Source organism: Bradyrhizobium sp. GW821-FHT13H05 (assembly GCF_058804065.1).
Window position 1 is genome coordinate 418,943 of the sequence record NZ_JBXAPO010000001.1, and the last position, 16,975, is coordinate 435,917.

Below are 16,975 nucleotides of genomic sequence, written 5' to 3' on the forward strand. Positions count from 1 at the left end.
CTAACCGCTTTTGCCAACGCCGCGCCCGATCGCCTTGTCAGCACGCCCGCGCGAGACGCCATGCTCTGCGAGCAGACGTGCCGCTGGACTTCGTGTTTCTGCAAACAAGGCAACGAGCGCATTAACGCCGGTGACTTCAGGATATCCAACCTCCTGGGCAAGGAACGCGGCGCGCTGATCGACACGCTTGAACGCAGCCGTGGGCTCGGCACTTCCGGTCTCGATCACCGTGTGCTTGAGTTCGTTGTCGAGATATTGCACGAGGCTTTGCGTCAGCTTGCCGAGATTGGCGTCGCAGTCGCGCATGACGGCGGACGCGTTCGCATCCTCGGTCAGAGCAAGCAGCAAATGCTCAAGCGTCGCGTATTGATGGCGGCGCCGGTCAGCATGATCAAGCGCCCGCCGTTTCGTGGCCGCGTAATCTACCGAGACCGGCCGTTGCGACTGGTCGAGGAGCGCCTCGATCCGCTCGAGCCGTTTCATGGGATCGAGCATTGCCAATAACTCGTACTTGTCCTTGATAGGCAACTTCATCCGCGTCGCGACAGTGTCGGCAATCTGCCCGGGATCACGGGTCTGGTCGAAGAACAGCCAGATGTCCGGCACCAGGATTCCGTGAGCCGCCGTGTAGTCCTCGAAACGCTGATAGATCCTTCTGATCAGATCCCGCGCATCGCGGGTGGCTCCCTCGGCGACGTCAGCGACCTCGGCCTGATAGGCGACCGATTCAGCAGCAAAGCTGCGTAGCGCGACACGCCGGAGACCTCGGGTCAGCACCCTGAGTGTGCCATCGCGGAGCGTTTCGAGCTCAAGCAGCTGGGACAATATGCCGATCTCGTAAACATCGGAAAATCGGGGATCATCGACGGCCGCCTCCCGCTGGATCGCCACCACGATCTCCCGCCCACCTTCAAAGGCCTGGTTCAAGGCCCGAACGGTCCTCTCGCGGCCCACGAACAGCGGGTAGGTCGCGTTCGGAAATGGAACGAGATCGCGCAAGGGAATGGCTGGATAGAACGCCGTTGTCGTTTTGATCTGCGCAATCGGCGCAACCGTGCCGCGGCGCTCGCTTTGAAGCAGCGCCGACAATGTGTTCCAGTCGGCAACCCCCAGCATTTTCGACACCAGCTCCAGGCTCTCGCTGTGGCTGATGGTGACATCCTTGGTGGTCAGGGATTGGCGCAGCGTCTGCGCCATAGCCTTGGCATCGCGAAAATCGCGCATCGGTTCGTCCTCTGCATGAGCGATCCAGGAGTGTCAGGTGGTTGCGTTGCTGACCCGGTCGCTCGGGCAAAGGGGGCCGATCAAGGGCTCGATACGTTCACCATTCCACGGAGGGGGCAACCGGCAGGTCGTATCAACCTGCACAAAAATTGGCGCAAAGACAGTTGGCTGTCAATCGGGATCTCAATTCTTCACCGTCGGGATCTCCTCGGCCGGCTGCTGCTGCCCCTGCTTGTACATCGCGAGCGCCTTGTCGAGCGCTTCGCGCAAGGCAAGCGCCGCGGCCACGCTACAGCGCAAGTGCGCAGTCTGGACCACGTCGACCCGGACGGCGGCGCCGACCGGCATCAGCAGGTTCGCGGCAAGCTCGATCTGGATCGCGCCGTTGTGATGGCCGAAGCAGGATGCGCCGTCGAAATAGATGATCGGCGCCCGCTCGGAGCTGGAGCTCGAAATGATGACGGGCCCCTGGCCGGTCGCGGGTGTTTCAGGGTCGGTCATGGGCGCTCCTTGCGGGCATTGGACGGACGAAGCGCCCACCATCGTTGCTTCGGACCGCCCTGTCGAGGTTAAACCGTCCCGCCAAGCCCATTCGGGGTTTTGCGCGGCGCCCGGCACTGGTCTAGAACATCGCCATGTCCAGCTCATCGACGACCAGCCTACCTGCCACGCTCCCGTTCGAGGAACTCGCCGAGGCCATCAAGGGCCGCCGTTCCGACTACGGCCATATCAGCGGGCTCCAGCTCGACCGCTTCGCCCCCGGCGAAGCGTGGTCCAGCCTGCCCTATCGTCCCGTCTTCGTCGGCGACACCGAGACCGGCGTGCTGCATGGCGGCGTCGTCACCGCGATGCTGGACGAAAGCTGCGGCATGGCGGTGCAACTCGCGCTCGACGGCACAAGTGCGATCGCAACCCTGGATCTGCGTATCGACTATCAGAAGCCGGCAACACCCGGCCTCGACATCAAGGCGCATTCGGTCTGCTACCGCACCACGCGCTCGATCGCCTTCGTGCGCTCCACCGCCTATCAGGAGTCCGAGGACGATCCGGTCGCAACCGCAACCGCCTGCTTCATGATCGGCGCCAACCGCACCAACATGCTCGCCGACCGCAGGATGGATGCGCGCAGCATCCCGATGCTGGAGGCGCCTGATGATCCGGACGGTCCGTTCGCGCACAGTCCGTTCGCGCGCTGTCTCGGCATCCGCGTCAACGACGACGGCACGCTGACGATGCCGTTCTCGCCAAAGATCATCGGCAATCCGATCCTGCCCGCGATCCATGGCGGCATGACCGGTGCCTTCCTCGAGACCACGGCGATCATCGGCGTGGCGCGCGAGCTCGGCGCCGCCGCACCGCCCAAGCCGATCGGACTCACGGTCAACTACCTACGCTCCGGCCGCGCGCTCGATACCTTTGCCAATGTGTCGATCGTGAAGCAGGGCCGCCGGATCGTCGCCTTCGAGGCGCGCGCCTGGCAGGACGATGCGGACAAGCCGATCGCCACCGCCTTCGGCCATTTCATGCTGCGCCAGATGCCTGGAAACGACGAGGAGTAGGCGTATTTTACTTGACGGCCGGGGCGCAGGTCACAACGATAGCGCGTTCCCCGCGAGAGGTATTGGGTTGCGGCATCCGCTCGACATCGTCGCCATGTTCGCCGCGCTCTGGCTGCTGGCATCGATGGTGCTCGACGCGCTGACGCCAAAGGAGCTGACGGCGGTGATGATCGGCATCGCCATCGGGCCCGCCATCATCATCACCGCCGTGTTTTACTATTTGCGCTGCCCGCGCACCGATTTCGCGGTGATGTTCGCAGCGCTCTGGCTGATCTCCGACATCGCCATCGCGTTCATCTCGCCGAAAGAACTGCCGCACTGGCTGATCGCGCTCGGCTTCGTCCCGGCCCTGCTGATCGGCCTCGTGCTGCACTGGCAGCGCTTCCAGCGCCGCCACGAACAGCTGCCCGCGCCGTCGGCGAAGCGGGGCTAACGCGACAGCAGATTGGTCTTCGCAAGATCGATGACCTCGTCGCCGCGGCCGCTCATCACGGCACGCAGCACCCACAGGCTGAAGCCCTTGACCTGCTCGGTCGTGATGGTCGGCGGCATCGACAGCTCCTGCTTGGCGGTGACGACGTCGAGCAGCGCCGGCCCGTTATGGGCCAGCATCTCCTTCATCGCGCCCGGAAGCTCGCCGGGGTCCTCGACGCGCTTCGCAAAGATCCCCATCGCACGGGCCATCGCGGCGAAATCCGGATTCTCCAGATCGACATTGGTGTCGACGAAGCCGGCGGCCTTCATCTCCAGCGCGACGAAGCCGAGCACGCCGTTGTTGAAGACGACCACCTTCACCGGCAGCTTCATCTGCGTCAGCGTGATCAGATCGCCCATCAGCATGGTGAAGCCGCCATCACCGGACAGTGAGATGACCTGACGGCCGGGCTGCGAAGCCTGCGCGCCGATCGCCTGCGGCATCGCATTGGCCATCGAGCCGTGCACGAAGGAGCCGACCAGCCGGCGGCGGCCGTTCATATCGAGATAGCGCGCGGCCCACACCGTGGGCGTGCCGACATCGGCGGTGAACACGGCATCGTCGGAGGCGTGGTCGCTGATGACCTTTGCGAGATATTGCGGATGGATCGGCTTGGCTCCCGGCGTGCCCTTGGCGAGCGAGTCGAGGCCCTCGCGCGCCTTCTTGTAATGCGCGATGGCGTCGTCCAGATGCTTGCGCTGTGTCTTTGTCTTGAGCAGCGGCAGCAGCGCCTCGATGGTGAGCTTGACGTCGCCGACCAGGCCGAGGTCGATCCTGGCGCGGCGGCCAAGATTTTCCGGACGGATGTCGATCTGGGCGATCTTCGCATCAGCAGGGAAGAACTGCTTGTAGGGAAAATCAGTGCCCAGCATCACCAGTGCGTCGCAGGCGTGCATGGCGGCGTAGCCCGAGGAGAAGCCGATGAAGCCGGTCATGCCGACATCATAAGGGTTCTCGTATTCGACATGCTCCTTGCCGCCGAGCGCGTGCACGATCGGGCTCTTCAGCGCTTCGGCCAGCTGCATCAGCGGCGCATGCGCGCCGGCGCAGCCGCGGCCGCAGAACAGGGTGATGCGCTCGGCGCCGTTCAGAAGGTCCGCAAGCGCCTTCAGCTCATCGGCCTGCGGCACGACCTTCGGGGCAGCAAGCGCAAGCCCGCGCGTCGTGGAGAGCGCGCGCTTGGGCGGGCTGCGGAAGGCAACGTCGCCGGGCATGGCGACGACGGCGACGCCGCGCAGGCCCACGGCCGCGCGGATCGCGTTCTCCAGCACGTAGGGCAGCTGGCTCGGATCCGAGACCATCTCGCAATAATGGCTGCATTCGCGGAAAAGATTCTGCGGATGGGTTTCCTGGAAATAGCCGCCACCGATCTCGGCCGAGGGAATCTGCGCCGCGATCGCCAGCACGGGAACCCGGCTGCGATGCGCATCGAACAGGCCGTTGATGAGGTGCAGATTGCCGGGACCGCAGGAACCGGCGCAAACCGCGAGACTCCCGGTCATCTCGGCCTCACCGGCGGCTGCGAACGCCGCAACCTCCTCATGCCGGACATGGATCCATTCGATGGTGCCGCGGCGACGCAGCGCCTCCGTAAAAGCATTCAGGCTGTCGCCGACGATGCCGTAGATGCGCTTGACGCCGGCCTGTTCGAGCGTTGCCACGAACAGATCGGCCACGTTGTTGATCGCCATGTCGGTCTCCTGATCTCGCAAGTCACGCAAGATAGGATAGAAGGCGACCGTGACGGCATCACGGCTTGTTTATTGCCTGATCAGTCTTTCACAATCGCCCGATCATAGGCCGCGATCGTCACCTTTGCGCGAGCGGCAACGTCGGCCGCCGACATGCCGGGCTTGTAGAGGCTGGAACCGAGCCCGAACGCGGTGACGCCGCCCTTGATGTACTCCGCAAAATTCTGGTCGGACACGCCGCCGACGGCGGCGATCATCACACCGGCCGGCAGCACGGCGCGAATCGCGGCGATGCCGGATGCGCCGAGCACGCTGGCCGGAAAGAATTTCAGGCCCGATGCGCCGGAGCGTGCGGCCAGCAGCGCCTCGGTCGGCGAGAACACGCCCGGCAATGTGATCATGGCGTATTGATGCGCGCGCGTAAGCACCTGCGTATCCACATTCGGCGAGACCATCAGCTTGCCGCCGACGTCGTTGAGGCGATCGACATCTGCGGTGGCCAGCACCGTGCCGGCGCCGATCAGCACGCCGGCCGGCGCGAGCTTTACGGCTGTCGCGATGGAGCGGAACGGGTCGGGCGAATTCAGGGGAATCTCGATCGCGGTCATGCCGGCCTCGATCAGCACGCTGACGATGGCCTCGGCTTCTTCCGGCTTGATGCCGCGCAGGATCGCGACCAGCGGACGCTTCATCGGCGGAAAGGGAATGCTCATCTCGGGAGTCCTTCTATTTCGCCCAGATCGCGGCCGCCGCCATCGACAGGCCGCGACGAACGGCTTCGTCAGCATCGATCGGGGTCACCGCGACCGACAGCACGTCGAAGGCAAGCTGGTACAACATCGCGAGCCGTCCCGACGCAATCAGCGTGACGCCCGCTTTCGGTAACGTCCCGGACAGTCCTGCCGCGAGTTCGACGCCGATCAAGGTACCCGACAGCCTTTCGCGCGCAGCGGACGGCGTGCCGCCGAACAGGAGCTGTCGCGACCGCGCGCCAAACAGGAGATTGGCGGCGAAAGCAGGTGCCTCGTATGCGGCAGTGACGGCAGCCTTGAAGCTCGCGACGTCATCGGCGTCATCGGCGCCGGCGACCGCGAGCGACAAGATCGTCTCGCGCGAGACCACGCTGAAGAGCTCGCCGGTCATGAAGGTGGAAAAATGTTCGACCCCGCCGCCCTTCACGCGCACCCATTTCGAATGCGTTCCGGGCATGCACACCAGCGTCTCGCCTGCGGCATCCAGGCCAAGCGCGCCGAGCAATTGCGTCTCCTCGCCGCGCATCACGTCCGGCGCCCTGGCGTCGCGCTGCGCGATACCCGGCAGGATGCGGATGTCGCGTGTTTGGCCCGGCACCCGCACGGCCTGCCTCAGGATCGCGGAGAGCGGCGCCGGCGTGTCGACATAGCCTGCCTCGACCCAGCCGGTCTTGGCGCCGGCCATGCCGCAGACGAGAACCGGCAGATGATCGGGTGCTTCGAGGGCGGCAAGATGCGCTTGCAGCACGGCCGCGAAGCCGGTCTTGGCCGCGGCCAGCATGCCCTCATCGCTGCGGCGCTCGGCCAGCACCTGGCCGGCGCGATCAACCAGCCAGAGCCGAAAGCTGCTGGTGCCCCAGTCCACCGCGACATAGGCGGGTTCAGTCATCGTGGCGCGCATCCTTCGTCTCACCGGCAAGACGCCGTCTCACGACAATGAGACGGTGCCTCGAAACTCCGCCCCGGGATATCGGCTATTGTGGCCGCAAACCAGCGTTTTCTCGCAAGGCTAAGGCGCTGGGCTGCTGGCACAGCGCTTGCTGAAGCGTCTCCGCTCACATCTGTGAACCGCGCAACAAGACGCGTCAATTGTGGAGAGGAAACCCATGGAGATCGGTTATTTCACGATGCCTTCGCATCCGCCGGAGTGCGGCCTGAAGGAAGGGAACGACTGGGACCTGCAGGTCATGCGCTGGCTCGACCAGCTCGGCTACCAGGAGGCCTGGGTCGGCGAGCACCACACCGCGCCCTGGGAACCCAATCCCACGCCGGACCTTCTGATTGCGCAGGCCTTGATGCAGACCAAGAATATCCGCATCGGGCCGGGCGGCTTCCTGCTGCCCTATCACCACCCGGCCGAGCTCGCCAACCGCGTCGCGATGCTCGACCATCTCTCCGAGGGCCGGCTCAATTTCGGCGTCGCGGCTAGCGGCCTGCCGAGCGACTGGGCGATGTTCAACGTCGACGGCATGAGCGGGCAGAACCGCGACATGACCCGCGAGGCGCTGGAGATCATCCTGAAGATGTGGACCGACCCTGCGCCCTGGACCTACAAGGGCAAGTTCTGGACGGTGACCAAACCGGACACGATGTTCGACTTCCTCAAGCCCCACATCAAGCCGTTGCAGGCGCCGCATCCGCCGATCGGCGTTGCGGGGCTGTCGAAGAACTCGGACACGCTGAAGCTTGCCGGCGAGCGCGGCTTCATCCCGATGAGCCTCAACCTCAATCCGGCCTATGTCGGCAGCCACTGGGATTCGGTCGAGATCGGTGCCGCCAAGACCGGGCGCAAGCCGAACCGCCAGGACTGGCGGCTGGTGCGCGAAGTCTTCGTTGCCGATACCGACGAGGAGGCCTGGAAGCTCTCGACCGGCGACATGATGGGCCGGATGATGAGCGAGTACTTCCTGCCCCTGCTCGGCCATTTCGGCTTCAAGGACTATCTCAAGCACGCACCCGACGTGCCCGACAGCGATGTCACGGTCGAATATTGCGCCAAGCGGAACTGGATCGTCGGTTCGCCCGCGACCGTCGCCGAGAAGATCGAGAAGATCTACGACGAGGTCGGCGGCTTCGGCGTGCTGCTGGTGTTCGGCTTCGACTACAAGCACAAGGCCGAAGCCTGGCACCACTCGCTCTCGCTGCTCAGCAACGAGGTGATGCCGCGCCTGAAGCATCTCGGCTCCGCAAAGAAGGCCGCTTGACGGAGGCGCGGGTGCGGCGCGAACGTGCCGCACCTGCACCTGTTTCGGAGATTTCCGCGTGACGGTCGACGCCAGTCCTTTCGACGCCAAGGATTTCAAGCAGGCGATGCGCCAATGTGCCGGCGCGGTCGCACTGGTCACGGTCGGCGCCGAGCACGGCAAGCGCACGGGCCTGACGGTGACGTCGGCCTGCTCGCTGTCGGACAATCCGCCGTCCCTGATCGTGTGCGTCAATCGCAACGCCAGCGCGCATGAGCGCATCCGCGAGGAAGGCGCCTTCGCGATCAACTTTCTGCACGAGGACCACGCGCTGCTGGCGCTCACCTTCAGCGGCCAGAAAGGCGTGAACGGCGACGATCGCTTTGCGTTCGGGCAATGGACACGGGGAGCCACAGGCGCGCCGGTGCTGACGGATGCGGTCGCGGCCTTCGATTGCGAGCTGGCGCAAGAGTTCGAGACGAAGACGCATTCGATCTTCGTCGGCGAGGTGCGCGGCGTCTCGCATTCCGACGGGGCCGCGCCGCTGGTGTATCTGCGCAGCAGCTTCCACGTTCCTCGCGAAATCCGCGGCACCGTGACAGTCGGCGACCTCGATTCGCGGCACCTGAGCTGGAGCGATTTTTCGTGAAGTGTAGACATCGGCAGTGCCTTTCCCTTCTCCCCTTGTGGGAGAAGGTGGCGCGAAGCGCCGGATGAGGGGTATGTCTCCGCACACACAAATGGCGGTGAATCGCGGAGAGATACCCCTCACCCGTCTCGCCGCTTCGCGACGAGCCACCCTCTCCCACAAGGGGAGAGGGTAAGAACACTCGCCGCATGCAGCTGAGCGCTACTGCGCAGTCTCGATCTTCATCGCCTTGATCTTGCGATACAGCGTCGCACGGCTCAGCTTCAACGCTCGCGCTGCCTCCGTCACCCGGCCGCCATGCTTGCGCAGGGCATCGATGATCGTCGTGCGCTCGGCCGCCGCGAGATCGGGCTCCTGGGCACGTCCACCAAACGGCGGCAGATCGAGATCGGCATCGGTGATGACGCCGTCCTCCACCGTGCAGCCGGCGAGCCTGAGCACGTGGCGGAGCTGGCGCATATTGCCGGGGTATGGATAGGCCGCGAGCAACACCCACGCTTCGTCCGACAGGCGGCAATCCGGCGCCTCCTCGCGTGCGATCTGGCGGATAATGTCGTCCCGGTCGGCGCGGTCGCGCAGGGCCGGCAGCTTCACCTCCATGCCGCGGAGACGAAAATAGAGATCGGCGCGGAACGCGCCCTCCTCCGCCATGCGACCGAGATCGCGATGCGTGGCGCTGATCAGGCGGATGTCGACCGGCACCGGCTTGAGCGCGCCGAGCGGCCAGACCTCACGGTTTTCCAGCACGCGCAACAGGCGCGTCTGCAACGCGATCGGCATGTCGCCGATCTCGTCGAGGAACAACGTGCCGCCGTCGGCTTGCACGATCAGGCCCTTGGAGCCGTCGCGCCGCGCGCCGGTGAAAGCGCCGGCCTCGTAGCCGAACAGCTCGGCGTCGATCAGGCTCTCCGGCATCGCCGCGCAATTCAGTGCGACGTAATTGTTGCGCGCCCGGTTGCTCGCGGCGTGGATGGCGCGGGCGAACACGTCCTTGCCGACACCGGTTTCGCCACACAGCAGCACCGGCAGATTGTGATCGCCGACGCTCCTGAGCCGTTTTACGCTTCTAATCAAGCCGGGATCGCGGCCGGCAAGCCGATGCAGGGCGTCGAAACGGTCAACAGGGACATCACGACGCTGCGTGGACGGCCTTGCGCGCAGCGGCGGGGCAACATGGCCCTGGCCGAGCGGGCTACCGTCGGCGCGACGCAGCTCGACAACATCGTCGGCACTGCGCGCAGCGTGATGATCGAACTTGATGTAGCGCGACAGATCGATGCCGGAGGCGATCAGGCCGTCGGTGAGGCCGAGCAGCGCACGCGCGGAGCGGCAGGCGCCGACGATGCGGCGGTCGTCGTCATAGGCGAGCAGGCCGCTGCCGCCATCACCCGGCACGGTGGCGATCCAGGCGTTGCGGAAATGGCCGCGGAAGATCGCGCCCTCCATCCGCCGCGTCGCTTTCATCGTTACCGCGAGCGCAAGCTGATGCGCGGCGCGCTCGAGATCCTCGCGGCAGGAGGTGATGTTGATGGCTCCCGCAAGCCGCCCGGCCTGGTCGAACAGTGGCGCCACGGCACAGGAGAACATGTGCCACTGCGCCCGGAAATGCTCGTCGCGATGCACCAGGATCGGCTTCTCTTCGGCGAGCGCAGTGCCGAGCCCGTTGGTGCCCTCAAAGGTCTCGGCGAAGTTCGAGCCGGTGTAGATCTTCCAGTCCAGGAACATCCTGGCGTCGGCTTCGCCCGGCAAGCGGCTGAACAGCATGGTCGCGTTCGTGTCAGCCAGGTTGACGCAGTAGCCGGCGTCGCGCAGCACGCGGGCGAGATCGTCGAGCTCGGGCATCGCAAGCCGGATCGTCTCCTCCATCGGCTCGGCGACATGCCGGATCTCGGCCTCGGTGAGCGTCTGCGGCGGACCCTGGCGGGCGGGATCGAGCTTGTGACTGATCAGGCAGCGCCGCCAGGAATTGGCGATCCGCGACGAAGCGTCGACGTCGGCCACATGATTGGCGACGGACAAGACACGGGCGACATGGTTCGAGGCCGAAAGGCTGGCCATCGCGGACGTCTCCACCCTGTATTATTGTGCAAAGTCTGGCACCACAGGCGGGGATGTCAATCGGGAACCGATTTCGCTGTCATTCCGGGGCGGCTCGAAGAGCCGAACCCGGAATCTCGAGATTCCGGGTTCGATGCTTCGCATCGCCCCGAAATGACGGAGAGACTTAAGATTGCTGCACCGCCCTCACCACGTATCGATACACGGCCGCTTCTTCTGCGTCCGCGCCGGCGGCTTCGGCACCGAACGGAGCCCCGCCATGATCCAGCGCCGCGTCTCGGCGGGATCGATCACGTTGTCGATCTCGAACACGGACGCAATCGAGACCGCCTTGCCGTTGGCATAGAGCTCGGCGACCTTGTTGCGGTAATAGGTCTCGCGCTCCTCAGGATCGGCGATCGCCTCCATCTCCTTGCGGAAGCCGAGGCGGACATAGCCCTCCAGGCCCATGCCGCCGAACTCGCCGGTCGGCCAGGCCGCGGTGAAGAACGAGGCGTGGAAACCGCCGCCGATCATCGACTGCGCACCCAGCCCATAGCCCTTGCGCAGCACGATGCCGAACAGCGGCACGGTGATGCTCGCCCCCGTCACGAACATGCGCGAGACGTGGCGGACGATCGCGGTCTTCTCCGCTTCCGGGCCGACCATGAAGCCCGGCGTGTCGCAGAGCGAGACGATGGGCAAGTCGAAAGCGTCGCAGAGCTGGAGGAAGCGCGCGGCCTTGTCGCCGGCATCCGCATCGATCGCGCCGCCGAGATGGCGCGGATTGTTGGCGATCAAGCCGAACGGCTTTCCCTCGATGCGGATCAGCGCGGTGATCATGCCGACGCCGTAGTCACGGCGCAGCTCCAGCACGCTATCCTTGTCGGCGACGAGATCGATGACGCTGCGGATGTCGTAGACGCGCAGGCGATTCTCCGGGATCGCGCGGCGAAGCAGGCGCTGATCGGCGGCTTGCCACTCCGTCACTGCGCCCTGGAAGTAGGACAGGTATTTTTGCGCGACGGACGTCGCTTCCTCCTCGTCCTCGACCAGGATGTCGATGACGCCGTTCGGCGACTGGAACGTAACAGGACCGACTTCGGCCGGATGATAGACGCCGAGCCCGCCACCTTCGATCATTGCCGGGCCGCCCATGCCGATCGAGGCATTCTTGGTGGCGATGATGACGTCACAGCAGCCGAGCATCGCGGCATTGCCGGCGAAGCAATAGCCGGAGACCACGCCAATGATAGGCACGAGACCGGAGAGCCGTGCGAATTGCACGAAGGACGGGCCGTCGAGACCGGTCATGCCGAGCCGGTCGGTGTCGCCCGGACGGCCGCCGCCGCCTTCGGCGTAAAACACCAGGGGCACGCGCCAGTCTTCCGCCAGCGTCAGCATGCGGTCGATCTTCTTGTGGTTCATATGGCCCTGCGTGCCCGCGAGCACGGTGTAGTCATAGGCCACCACGATGCAGCGGCCACCTTCAGGTCCGAACTTCCCGGCATTGACCGTGGCGACGCCCATGACGAGACCATCGGCCGGCGTGTTCTTGATGAGGTCGTCGAGCTTGCGCCGGCGGCGCTGCGCCGCAATCGCAAGGCTGCCGTACTCCATGAACGAGCCGTCGTCCACGAGCTGGGCGACGTTCTCGCGCGCGGTGCGCTGGTTGGTGTTGCGGCGGCGCTCGACCGAGGCCGGGCGGTTCGCATCGAGGGTGTTGGCCTGGCGCGCGATCAGCTCGGCGAGATCGGGGCGGATGTGGTCGAGATCGATGTCCGCTTCCGCAGCCGATGCGTCAGCCGCGACATCGAGGGGCTCGAGATACATGATCGCTTCGCCATGCATCAGCGTGACGCCGTCGCTCGCGACGAGCCTCATGACCCGGCCGCCCTGCTCGGCCATGACGAGATGCTCCATCTTCATGGACTCGATCACGGCGAGCTGCTGGCCGGGGCGCACGATCTCGCCTTCCTTCACCTGGATGGTGACGATGGTTCCTTGCAAGGGCGCGGCAACCATCACCGCACCTTCGGGCACGATCTGCGTAACGTGGGCCTCAGCGCTGTAGCCGCCACTTCGCTCGGCCGCCGCAAAGTAGAGCGGCTTGGCCGCACCGTCCGCCGCTTCCACAAGCTTGCCAATATTGCGGTCGATGAAATCGGTCGCGATGCGGTTGGTTTTGAAATCGGGATGCGCCAGCACCGCCTGGAGGAACGTGACGTTGGTAACAACGCCGTCGATCCGGAACTCACGCAAGGCGCGCGATGCTTTTGCGACGACGTCGTGCCAGGCCTCGCCCGGCGTATGCACGATGACTTTTGCGAGCAGCGAGTCAAAGGCGGCGCTGGTCTTGTAGCCGGCATAGCCAAAGCTATCGACGCGAACACCGGGCCCCGACGGCGGCTCGAACACCGCGAGTACGCCGCCGGTCGGATGCGTCGCGCCCGTCTCGTCCAGCGTCTCCATGTTGACACGGAGCTGCATGGCATAGCCGCGCGGCTTCGGGATCGATCCCTGCGCAAGGCCGAGCGAGGCCAGCGTGCTCCCAGCGGCGACCGCGAGCTGGGCACGGACGAGGTCCAGGCCCAGCACTTCCTCCGTCACGGTGTGCTCGACCTGGAGCCGGGGATTGGCCTCGATGAAGGCAAAGCTGTCCTCCGCCGTGCCGTCGACCAGGAACTCGAAGGTGCCGAGATTGTCGTAAGAGGCCGCCGTCGCAAGCTGCTTCGCCGCCTCGATGATGCGGCCGCGCAAGCTGTCGCCCAGCGAGGGGCTCGGCGCCACCTCGACCAGCTTCTGGTGCCGGCGCTGGATGGTGCATTCGCGCTCCCAGAGATGGGAGATCGCGCCATGGCGGTCGCCGATGATCTGCACCTCGATATGGCGCGCCTGGCGGATCAGCCGCTCGGCATAGACGCCGTCGAAACCGAATGCCGCCTTGGCCTCGGACTGGCAGCGCGCATAGGCCTCGGCGAGATCGGCAGCGTTCTCCACCACGCGCATGCCACGGCCACCACCGCCGGCCATCGCCTTGATCACAATCGCCGCATGGCCGCCGAGCGAGGTGAAGAACGCCGTGATCTCCTCGAGGCTTGACGGCCCGCTGGTGCCGGCGATGATCGGCACGCCGCAGCGCTTGGCCAGTTGCCGTGCCGCGACCTTGTCGCCGAACAATTCGAGCGCGGTCACCTTCGGCCCGACGAAGGTGATGCCTGCATCAGCGCAGGCTTTCGCAAACGCCGCATTCTCGCTCAGGAAGCCGTAGCCGGGATGCACGGCATCGCAGGAGGCAGCCTTCGCCGCCTTCACCACGGCCTCGATGTCGAGATAGGCCCGCGCACCGCGGCCGGGGATTTCGACCGCGTCGTCGGCAACACGCACATGCAGCGACAACGCATCGTCAGCGGGATGGATCGCAACCGTCGTAATGCCGGCGTCGGCCGCCGCGCGCGCGATGCGGATGGCGATCTCGCCGCGATTGGCAATCAGGAGCTTTTTGAACGACATGCGGCGTCTCCATGCCCGCGAGGCCCTGGCGCGGGTCGGCAGGTTCGATGATCCTGCTTCTTCACTTTAGCCGCACTCGTCAAGGGAGAGGAAGCCGTCGCGATGGCCGGTGCCGCGGGCCGGAATATCAGTAAGGCGATTGCGCTTCGACGAGGCGAATAATCCGCGCCACGGCAGACGGGATCGGCGCGATGACCGGGACAGTGAACATCGGCTGAAGCTCGCGCGCGGCCTCGCCGAGTGGCCCGCCGCCGATGATGACCGCTTCCGCCCCGTCCTGCGTGATGCAGGCCTCGACCGCGCCCGCAAGAGCTGCGCGCAGCTGTGCCGGATCGCGCATCAGCTCTTGCGGATCGCCCGCGGCAAAGCGCGTGCCGGTGTAACGCGAACGCAATCCCAGCGCCTCCGGCAATGCGTCGATCTTCGCCTCCAATAGCGGCGTCGTGGTTGCGACGCCGAAGCGGCGGCCTTCTTCGGCGGCATCCAGCATCGAGGCCTCGCCGATGCCGACCGCAGGCAGTTTCATCGCTGCCTTGATTCCCGCGAGGCCGGGATCTCCGAACGCCGAGACGATGATGCCGTCGCAGGAACTTTGACGGGCTCGCGCGATCTCCTCGACCTCGGGCGCGGCCGCGTCCAGCGCCTCCGCGGACACGATCATCTGCGGCGCGCGCGTTGCCGTGGCGCCGGCGATGTCGAAGCCGTCGCCGGCCACAGACTTCGCGATCGCGACCATCATCGCGGTCGTCGTCTCGTTGCTGTTCGGATTGATCAGGAGAATGCGGCGTGCGGCCATGCTATCCGCCCGCCCGCGCGCGGGCGCCGATTTCCTGGAAGATCGCGGTGAGCTCGTCGACCTCGTCCTCGCCCTCCTTCGGCCTGATCCGCTGCTCCATCTCCTCGATGTGATGATACATGGCGTGGATCGCGCCGGCCTTGTCGCGGGCGAGGATCAACGCGCCGATATCAGGATGCGCGTCGGGCGAGCAGTCCGGCTCGCCGGGCTGCTCGAAGGTTGCGATCGCCAGCGAGGTCCGCAGCATCAGCTCGCGCGACATGTCGAGCAGCACTTTGTTGCCCGCGAGCTTGGCGACCAGGATGTGGAATTCCGCCGTGAGCGACAGCGAGGCCCAGCGATCGTTGCGATCGTGCTTTGCTTCGAGCTCCATATGCGCCTTCAGCGCGGCCTTGCCGGCCTTATCCAGCCGATCGATCGCAGCAGCGACGGTGGCGGTCTCGATGAGGCGACGGGCGGCGAAAATATCCTGGGCCTCCTCCCAGCTCGGCCGGTACACGAACGCGCCGCGATTGGGGATCTGCATCACCACCTTGCGCGAAGCGAGATGGGACAGCGCCTGGCGGATGTGAATCCGCGTGGTGCCGAACGCAGCGGCGAGCTTGTCCTCGCCGAGCTTGGCGCCAGGCTTGAGCCGCTTCTGGCTGATCGCGGTCAAAATGCCCTGCACCACCGGATCGTCGTCGATGCTGCGCAGGTCGACGGCTTCCGGCTCCGGGCGTTTCGGCTCAGGACGCTTTGGCTTGCGCTTGAGAGGGCGGCTTCGCTTCATGTCTCGCTTTTACAGGATTCTGGAATGTTGCCGGAGCCCGTTTTTTGCACAAACTGGCCACAAGGCTGTTTACAATATAACCAATAAATTGGCGCCAATTTTTGGCGCCTAAAAATTAACCCAGCATCTACAAGATCTTAACGAAGAGCCCGCTCTGGCACGGCGATTGCTAACCCTCCTCGCGCTGAGACAATGCGAAGGATGGAGCTGACGTTGAGTGACGTGCGCGGACATTCGCTGGATCTGAGGGGCATCGGCCATGCCTTCGGCGCGACCGTTGCGCTGGACGAGATCAATCTCGCTGTCGCAGCCGGCGAGCTGATCGCGCTGCTGGGTCCGTCCGGCTGCGGCAAGACCACGATGCTCCAGATCATCGCCGGCTTCCTGCGCCCGTCGAAAGGCGAGGTTCGTTTCGACGGCGCGCGGGTCGAGCACATCCCGGCCAACCGCCGCCGCATCGGCATGGTGTTCCAGAACTATGCGCTGTTTCCGCATCTCACCGTGTTCGAGAACGTCGCCTACGGATTGCGGGCGCGCAAGACGGCGAAGGACGTGGTCGCCGCCAAGGTCGAGCAGATGCTCGGGCTCGCGCAGATGGCCGCGTACGCGCGCAGGCTTCCGGGGGAGTTGTCCGGCGGACAGCAGCAGCGCGTGGCGCTGGCGCGTGCACTTGCGATCGATCCGGGCCTCGTGCTGCTCGACGAGCCGTTCTCGGCGCTCGACAAGAATCTGCGTCTCGACATGCAGATCGAGATCAAGAGCCTTTTGAAGACCTTTGGCGTCACCTCCATCATCGTCACGCATGACCAGGAAGAGGCGCTGTCGATGGCCGACCGCATCGTCGTGCTCAACAAGGGTCGGATCGAGCAGATCGACAGCCCGGACGCACTCTACGATCGCCCGGCAAGCCTCTTCATCTCGAGCTTCATCGGCCACACCAATCTCCTGCGCGGAACGGTGACCGAGACCGACCGCGTGCAGCTCGATGCTGGCCCCGAGATCGATCTCGGCCGCTCCGTGCAGCGACGTCGCGGCACGCCGGTGACGATCTCGGTGCGGCCCGAGAACATCGCATTCGGCGCTGAACGACCCGGCGCCATTCCCGTCACGATCCGCGCCACCGTGCCGCTCGGCGCCGTCAGCGTCACCGAGGGCGTCACCGCGAGCGGCGAGGCCGTGAAGATCAGCCAGGCCCGCGCCGCAGGCATCGCAAGAGCGCAAGCCGGAGAAGCGGCCTGGCTCGCGATCACCGACACCTCGCGCGTCAGCGTCTTCAGCACGCCGGTCGACGGCGGTCCAGACCATCAGCAAAGGAGTGTTTGAC

14 protein-coding genes are annotated in these 16,975 nt (G+C 65.3%); 5 read left to right on the forward strand and 9 right to left on the reverse strand.

What is annotated here, in order from left to right; genetic code table 11:
- Window positions 1-1,224, reverse strand: a complete 1,224-nt coding sequence (locus AC1RR3_RS01965; protein WP_492818805.1) for an LON peptidase substrate-binding domain-containing protein — start codon at window positions 1,222-1,224, stop codon at window positions 1-3.
- Window positions 1,225-1,407: 183 nt separating this feature from the next.
- Window positions 1,408-1,725, reverse strand: coding sequence for a hypothetical protein (locus tag AC1RR3_RS01970; RefSeq protein ID WP_492818807.1), 318 nt, complete (start codon window positions 1,723-1,725; stop codon window positions 1,408-1,410).
- A 134-nt stretch (window positions 1,726-1,859) separates the two neighbouring features.
- Here AC1RR3_RS01970 and AC1RR3_RS01975 point away from each other — a divergent pair, with 134 nt between their 5' ends.
- Together AC1RR3_RS01975 and AC1RR3_RS01980 are read left to right on the forward strand one after the other, a co-directional pair.
- Window positions 1,860-2,783, forward strand: a complete 924-nt coding sequence (locus AC1RR3_RS01975; RefSeq protein ID WP_492818809.1) for a PaaI family thioesterase — start codon at window positions 1,860-1,862, stop codon at window positions 2,781-2,783.
- Window positions 2,784-2,850: 67 nt separating this feature from the next.
- Window positions 2,851-3,216, forward strand: a complete 366-nt coding sequence (locus AC1RR3_RS01980) for a hypothetical protein (RefSeq protein WP_492818811.1) — start codon at window positions 2,851-2,853, stop codon at window positions 3,214-3,216.
- On the opposite strand, the gene poxB is transcribed toward AC1RR3_RS01980, so the two are convergent.
- The 3 genes from poxB to AC1RR3_RS01995 form a co-directional block, all read right to left on the reverse strand.
- Window positions 3,213-4,949, reverse strand: coding sequence for a ubiquinone-dependent pyruvate dehydrogenase (poxB, locus tag AC1RR3_RS01985; RefSeq protein ID WP_492818813.1), 1,737 nt, complete (start codon window positions 4,947-4,949; stop codon window positions 3,213-3,215). The two genes, AC1RR3_RS01980 and poxB, sit on opposite strands and share 4 nt — an antisense overlap.
- A gap of 80 nt (window positions 4,950-5,029) precedes the next feature.
- Window positions 5,030-5,662 (reverse strand): 2-dehydro-3-deoxy-6-phosphogalactonate aldolase, encoded by a 633-nt coding sequence (locus AC1RR3_RS01990; protein WP_492818815.1) that lies wholly within the window; start codon window positions 5,660-5,662, stop codon window positions 5,030-5,032.
- Window positions 5,663-5,675: 13 nt separating this feature from the next.
- On the reverse strand, window positions 5,676-6,590 hold the full coding sequence (locus tag AC1RR3_RS01995; RefSeq protein ID WP_492818817.1) for a 2-dehydro-3-deoxygalactonokinase: 915 nt from the start codon (window positions 6,588-6,590) through the stop codon (window positions 5,676-5,678).
- Between the two features lie 217 nt (window positions 6,591-6,807).
- On the opposite strand from AC1RR3_RS01995, the gene AC1RR3_RS02000 reads away from it, so the two are divergent.
- Window positions 6,808-7,905, forward strand: a complete 1,098-nt coding sequence (locus tag AC1RR3_RS02000) for an LLM class flavin-dependent oxidoreductase (RefSeq protein WP_492818819.1) — start codon at window positions 6,808-6,810, stop codon at window positions 7,903-7,905.
- Between the two features lie 58 nt (window positions 7,906-7,963).
- The gene (locus tag AC1RR3_RS02005; protein ID WP_492818821.1) at window positions 7,964-8,533 is read left to right on the forward strand and encodes a flavin reductase family protein; all 570 of its coding nucleotides are present in this window, start codon (window positions 7,964-7,966) and stop codon (window positions 8,531-8,533) included.
- 201 nt (window positions 8,534-8,734) lie between these two features.
- Here the strand turns inward: AC1RR3_RS02005 and AC1RR3_RS02010 are convergent, their stop codons facing one another.
- The 4 genes from AC1RR3_RS02010 to AC1RR3_RS02025 all read right to left on the reverse strand — a co-directional run bounded on the left by AC1RR3_RS02010 (window position 8,735) and on the right by AC1RR3_RS02025 (window position 15,651).
- The gene (locus AC1RR3_RS02010) at window positions 8,735-10,591 is read right to left on the reverse strand and encodes a sigma-54-dependent Fis family transcriptional regulator (RefSeq protein ID WP_492818823.1); all 1,857 of its coding nucleotides are present in this window, start codon (window positions 10,589-10,591) and stop codon (window positions 8,735-8,737) included.
- Between the two features lie 186 nt (window positions 10,592-10,777).
- On the reverse strand, window positions 10,778-14,083 hold the full coding sequence (locus AC1RR3_RS02015) for an acetyl-CoA carboxylase family protein (RefSeq protein ID WP_492818825.1): 3,306 nt from the start codon (window positions 14,081-14,083) through the stop codon (window positions 10,778-10,780).
- Window positions 14,084-14,210: 127 nt separating this feature from the next.
- Window positions 14,211-14,879 carry an aspartate/glutamate racemase family protein gene (locus tag AC1RR3_RS02020; RefSeq protein WP_492818827.1) on the reverse strand — a complete coding sequence of 223 codons (669 nt, stop codon included), beginning with the start codon at window positions 14,877-14,879 and terminating at the stop codon, window positions 14,211-14,213.
- A gap of 1 nt (window position 14,880) precedes the next feature.
- Window positions 14,881-15,651, reverse strand: a complete 771-nt coding sequence (locus AC1RR3_RS02025; RefSeq protein ID WP_492818829.1) for a GntR family transcriptional regulator — start codon at window positions 15,649-15,651, stop codon at window positions 14,881-14,883.
- A gap of 201 nt (window positions 15,652-15,852) precedes the next feature.
- Here AC1RR3_RS02025 and AC1RR3_RS02030 point away from each other — a divergent pair, with 201 nt between their 5' ends.
- The gene (locus AC1RR3_RS02030) at window positions 15,853-16,974 is read left to right on the forward strand and encodes an ABC transporter ATP-binding protein (RefSeq protein WP_492818831.1); all 1,122 of its coding nucleotides are present in this window, start codon (window positions 15,853-15,855) and stop codon (window positions 16,972-16,974) included.
- Window position 16,975 lies beyond the last annotated feature (1 nt).

Excerpts from the sequence above, each read along its gene's own strand:
- AC1RR3_RS01965 (WP_492818805.1), bottom strand. The coding sequence starts at position 1,224 with ATGCGCGATTTTCGCGATGCCAAGGCTATGGCGCAGACGCTGCGCCAA.
- AC1RR3_RS01970 (WP_492818807.1), bottom strand. The coding sequence starts at position 1,725 with ATGACCGACCCTGAAACACCCGCGACCGGCCAGGGGCCCGTCATCATT.
- AC1RR3_RS01975 (WP_492818809.1), top strand. The coding sequence starts at position 1,860 with ATGTCCAGCTCATCGACGACCAGCCTACCTGCCACGCTCCCGTTCGAG.
- poxB (WP_492818813.1), bottom strand. The coding sequence starts at position 4,949 with ATGGCGATCAACAACGTGGCCGATCTGTTCGTGGCAACGCTCGAACAG.
- AC1RR3_RS01990 (WP_492818815.1), bottom strand. The coding sequence starts at position 5,662 with ATGAGCATTCCCTTTCCGCCGATGAAGCGTCCGCTGGTCGCGATCCTG.
- AC1RR3_RS01995 (WP_492818817.1), bottom strand. The coding sequence starts at position 6,590 with ATGACTGAACCCGCCTATGTCGCGGTGGACTGGGGCACCAGCAGCTTT.
- AC1RR3_RS02000 (WP_492818819.1), top strand. The coding sequence starts at position 6,808 with ATGGAGATCGGTTATTTCACGATGCCTTCGCATCCGCCGGAGTGCGGC.
- AC1RR3_RS02010 (WP_492818823.1), bottom strand. The coding sequence starts at position 10,591 with ATGGCCAGCCTTTCGGCCTCGAACCATGTCGCCCGTGTCTTGTCCGTC.
- AC1RR3_RS02015 (WP_492818825.1), bottom strand. The coding sequence starts at position 14,083 with ATGTCGTTCAAAAAGCTCCTGATTGCCAATCGCGGCGAGATCGCCATC.
- AC1RR3_RS02020 (WP_492818827.1), bottom strand. The coding sequence starts at position 14,879 with ATGGCCGCACGCCGCATTCTCCTGATCAATCCGAACAGCAACGAGACG.
- AC1RR3_RS02025 (WP_492818829.1), bottom strand. The coding sequence starts at position 15,651 with ATGAAGCGAAGCCGCCCTCTCAAGCGCAAGCCAAAGCGTCCTGAGCCG.
- AC1RR3_RS02030 (WP_492818831.1), top strand. The coding sequence starts at position 15,853 with ATGGAGCTGACGTTGAGTGACGTGCGCGGACATTCGCTGGATCTGAGG.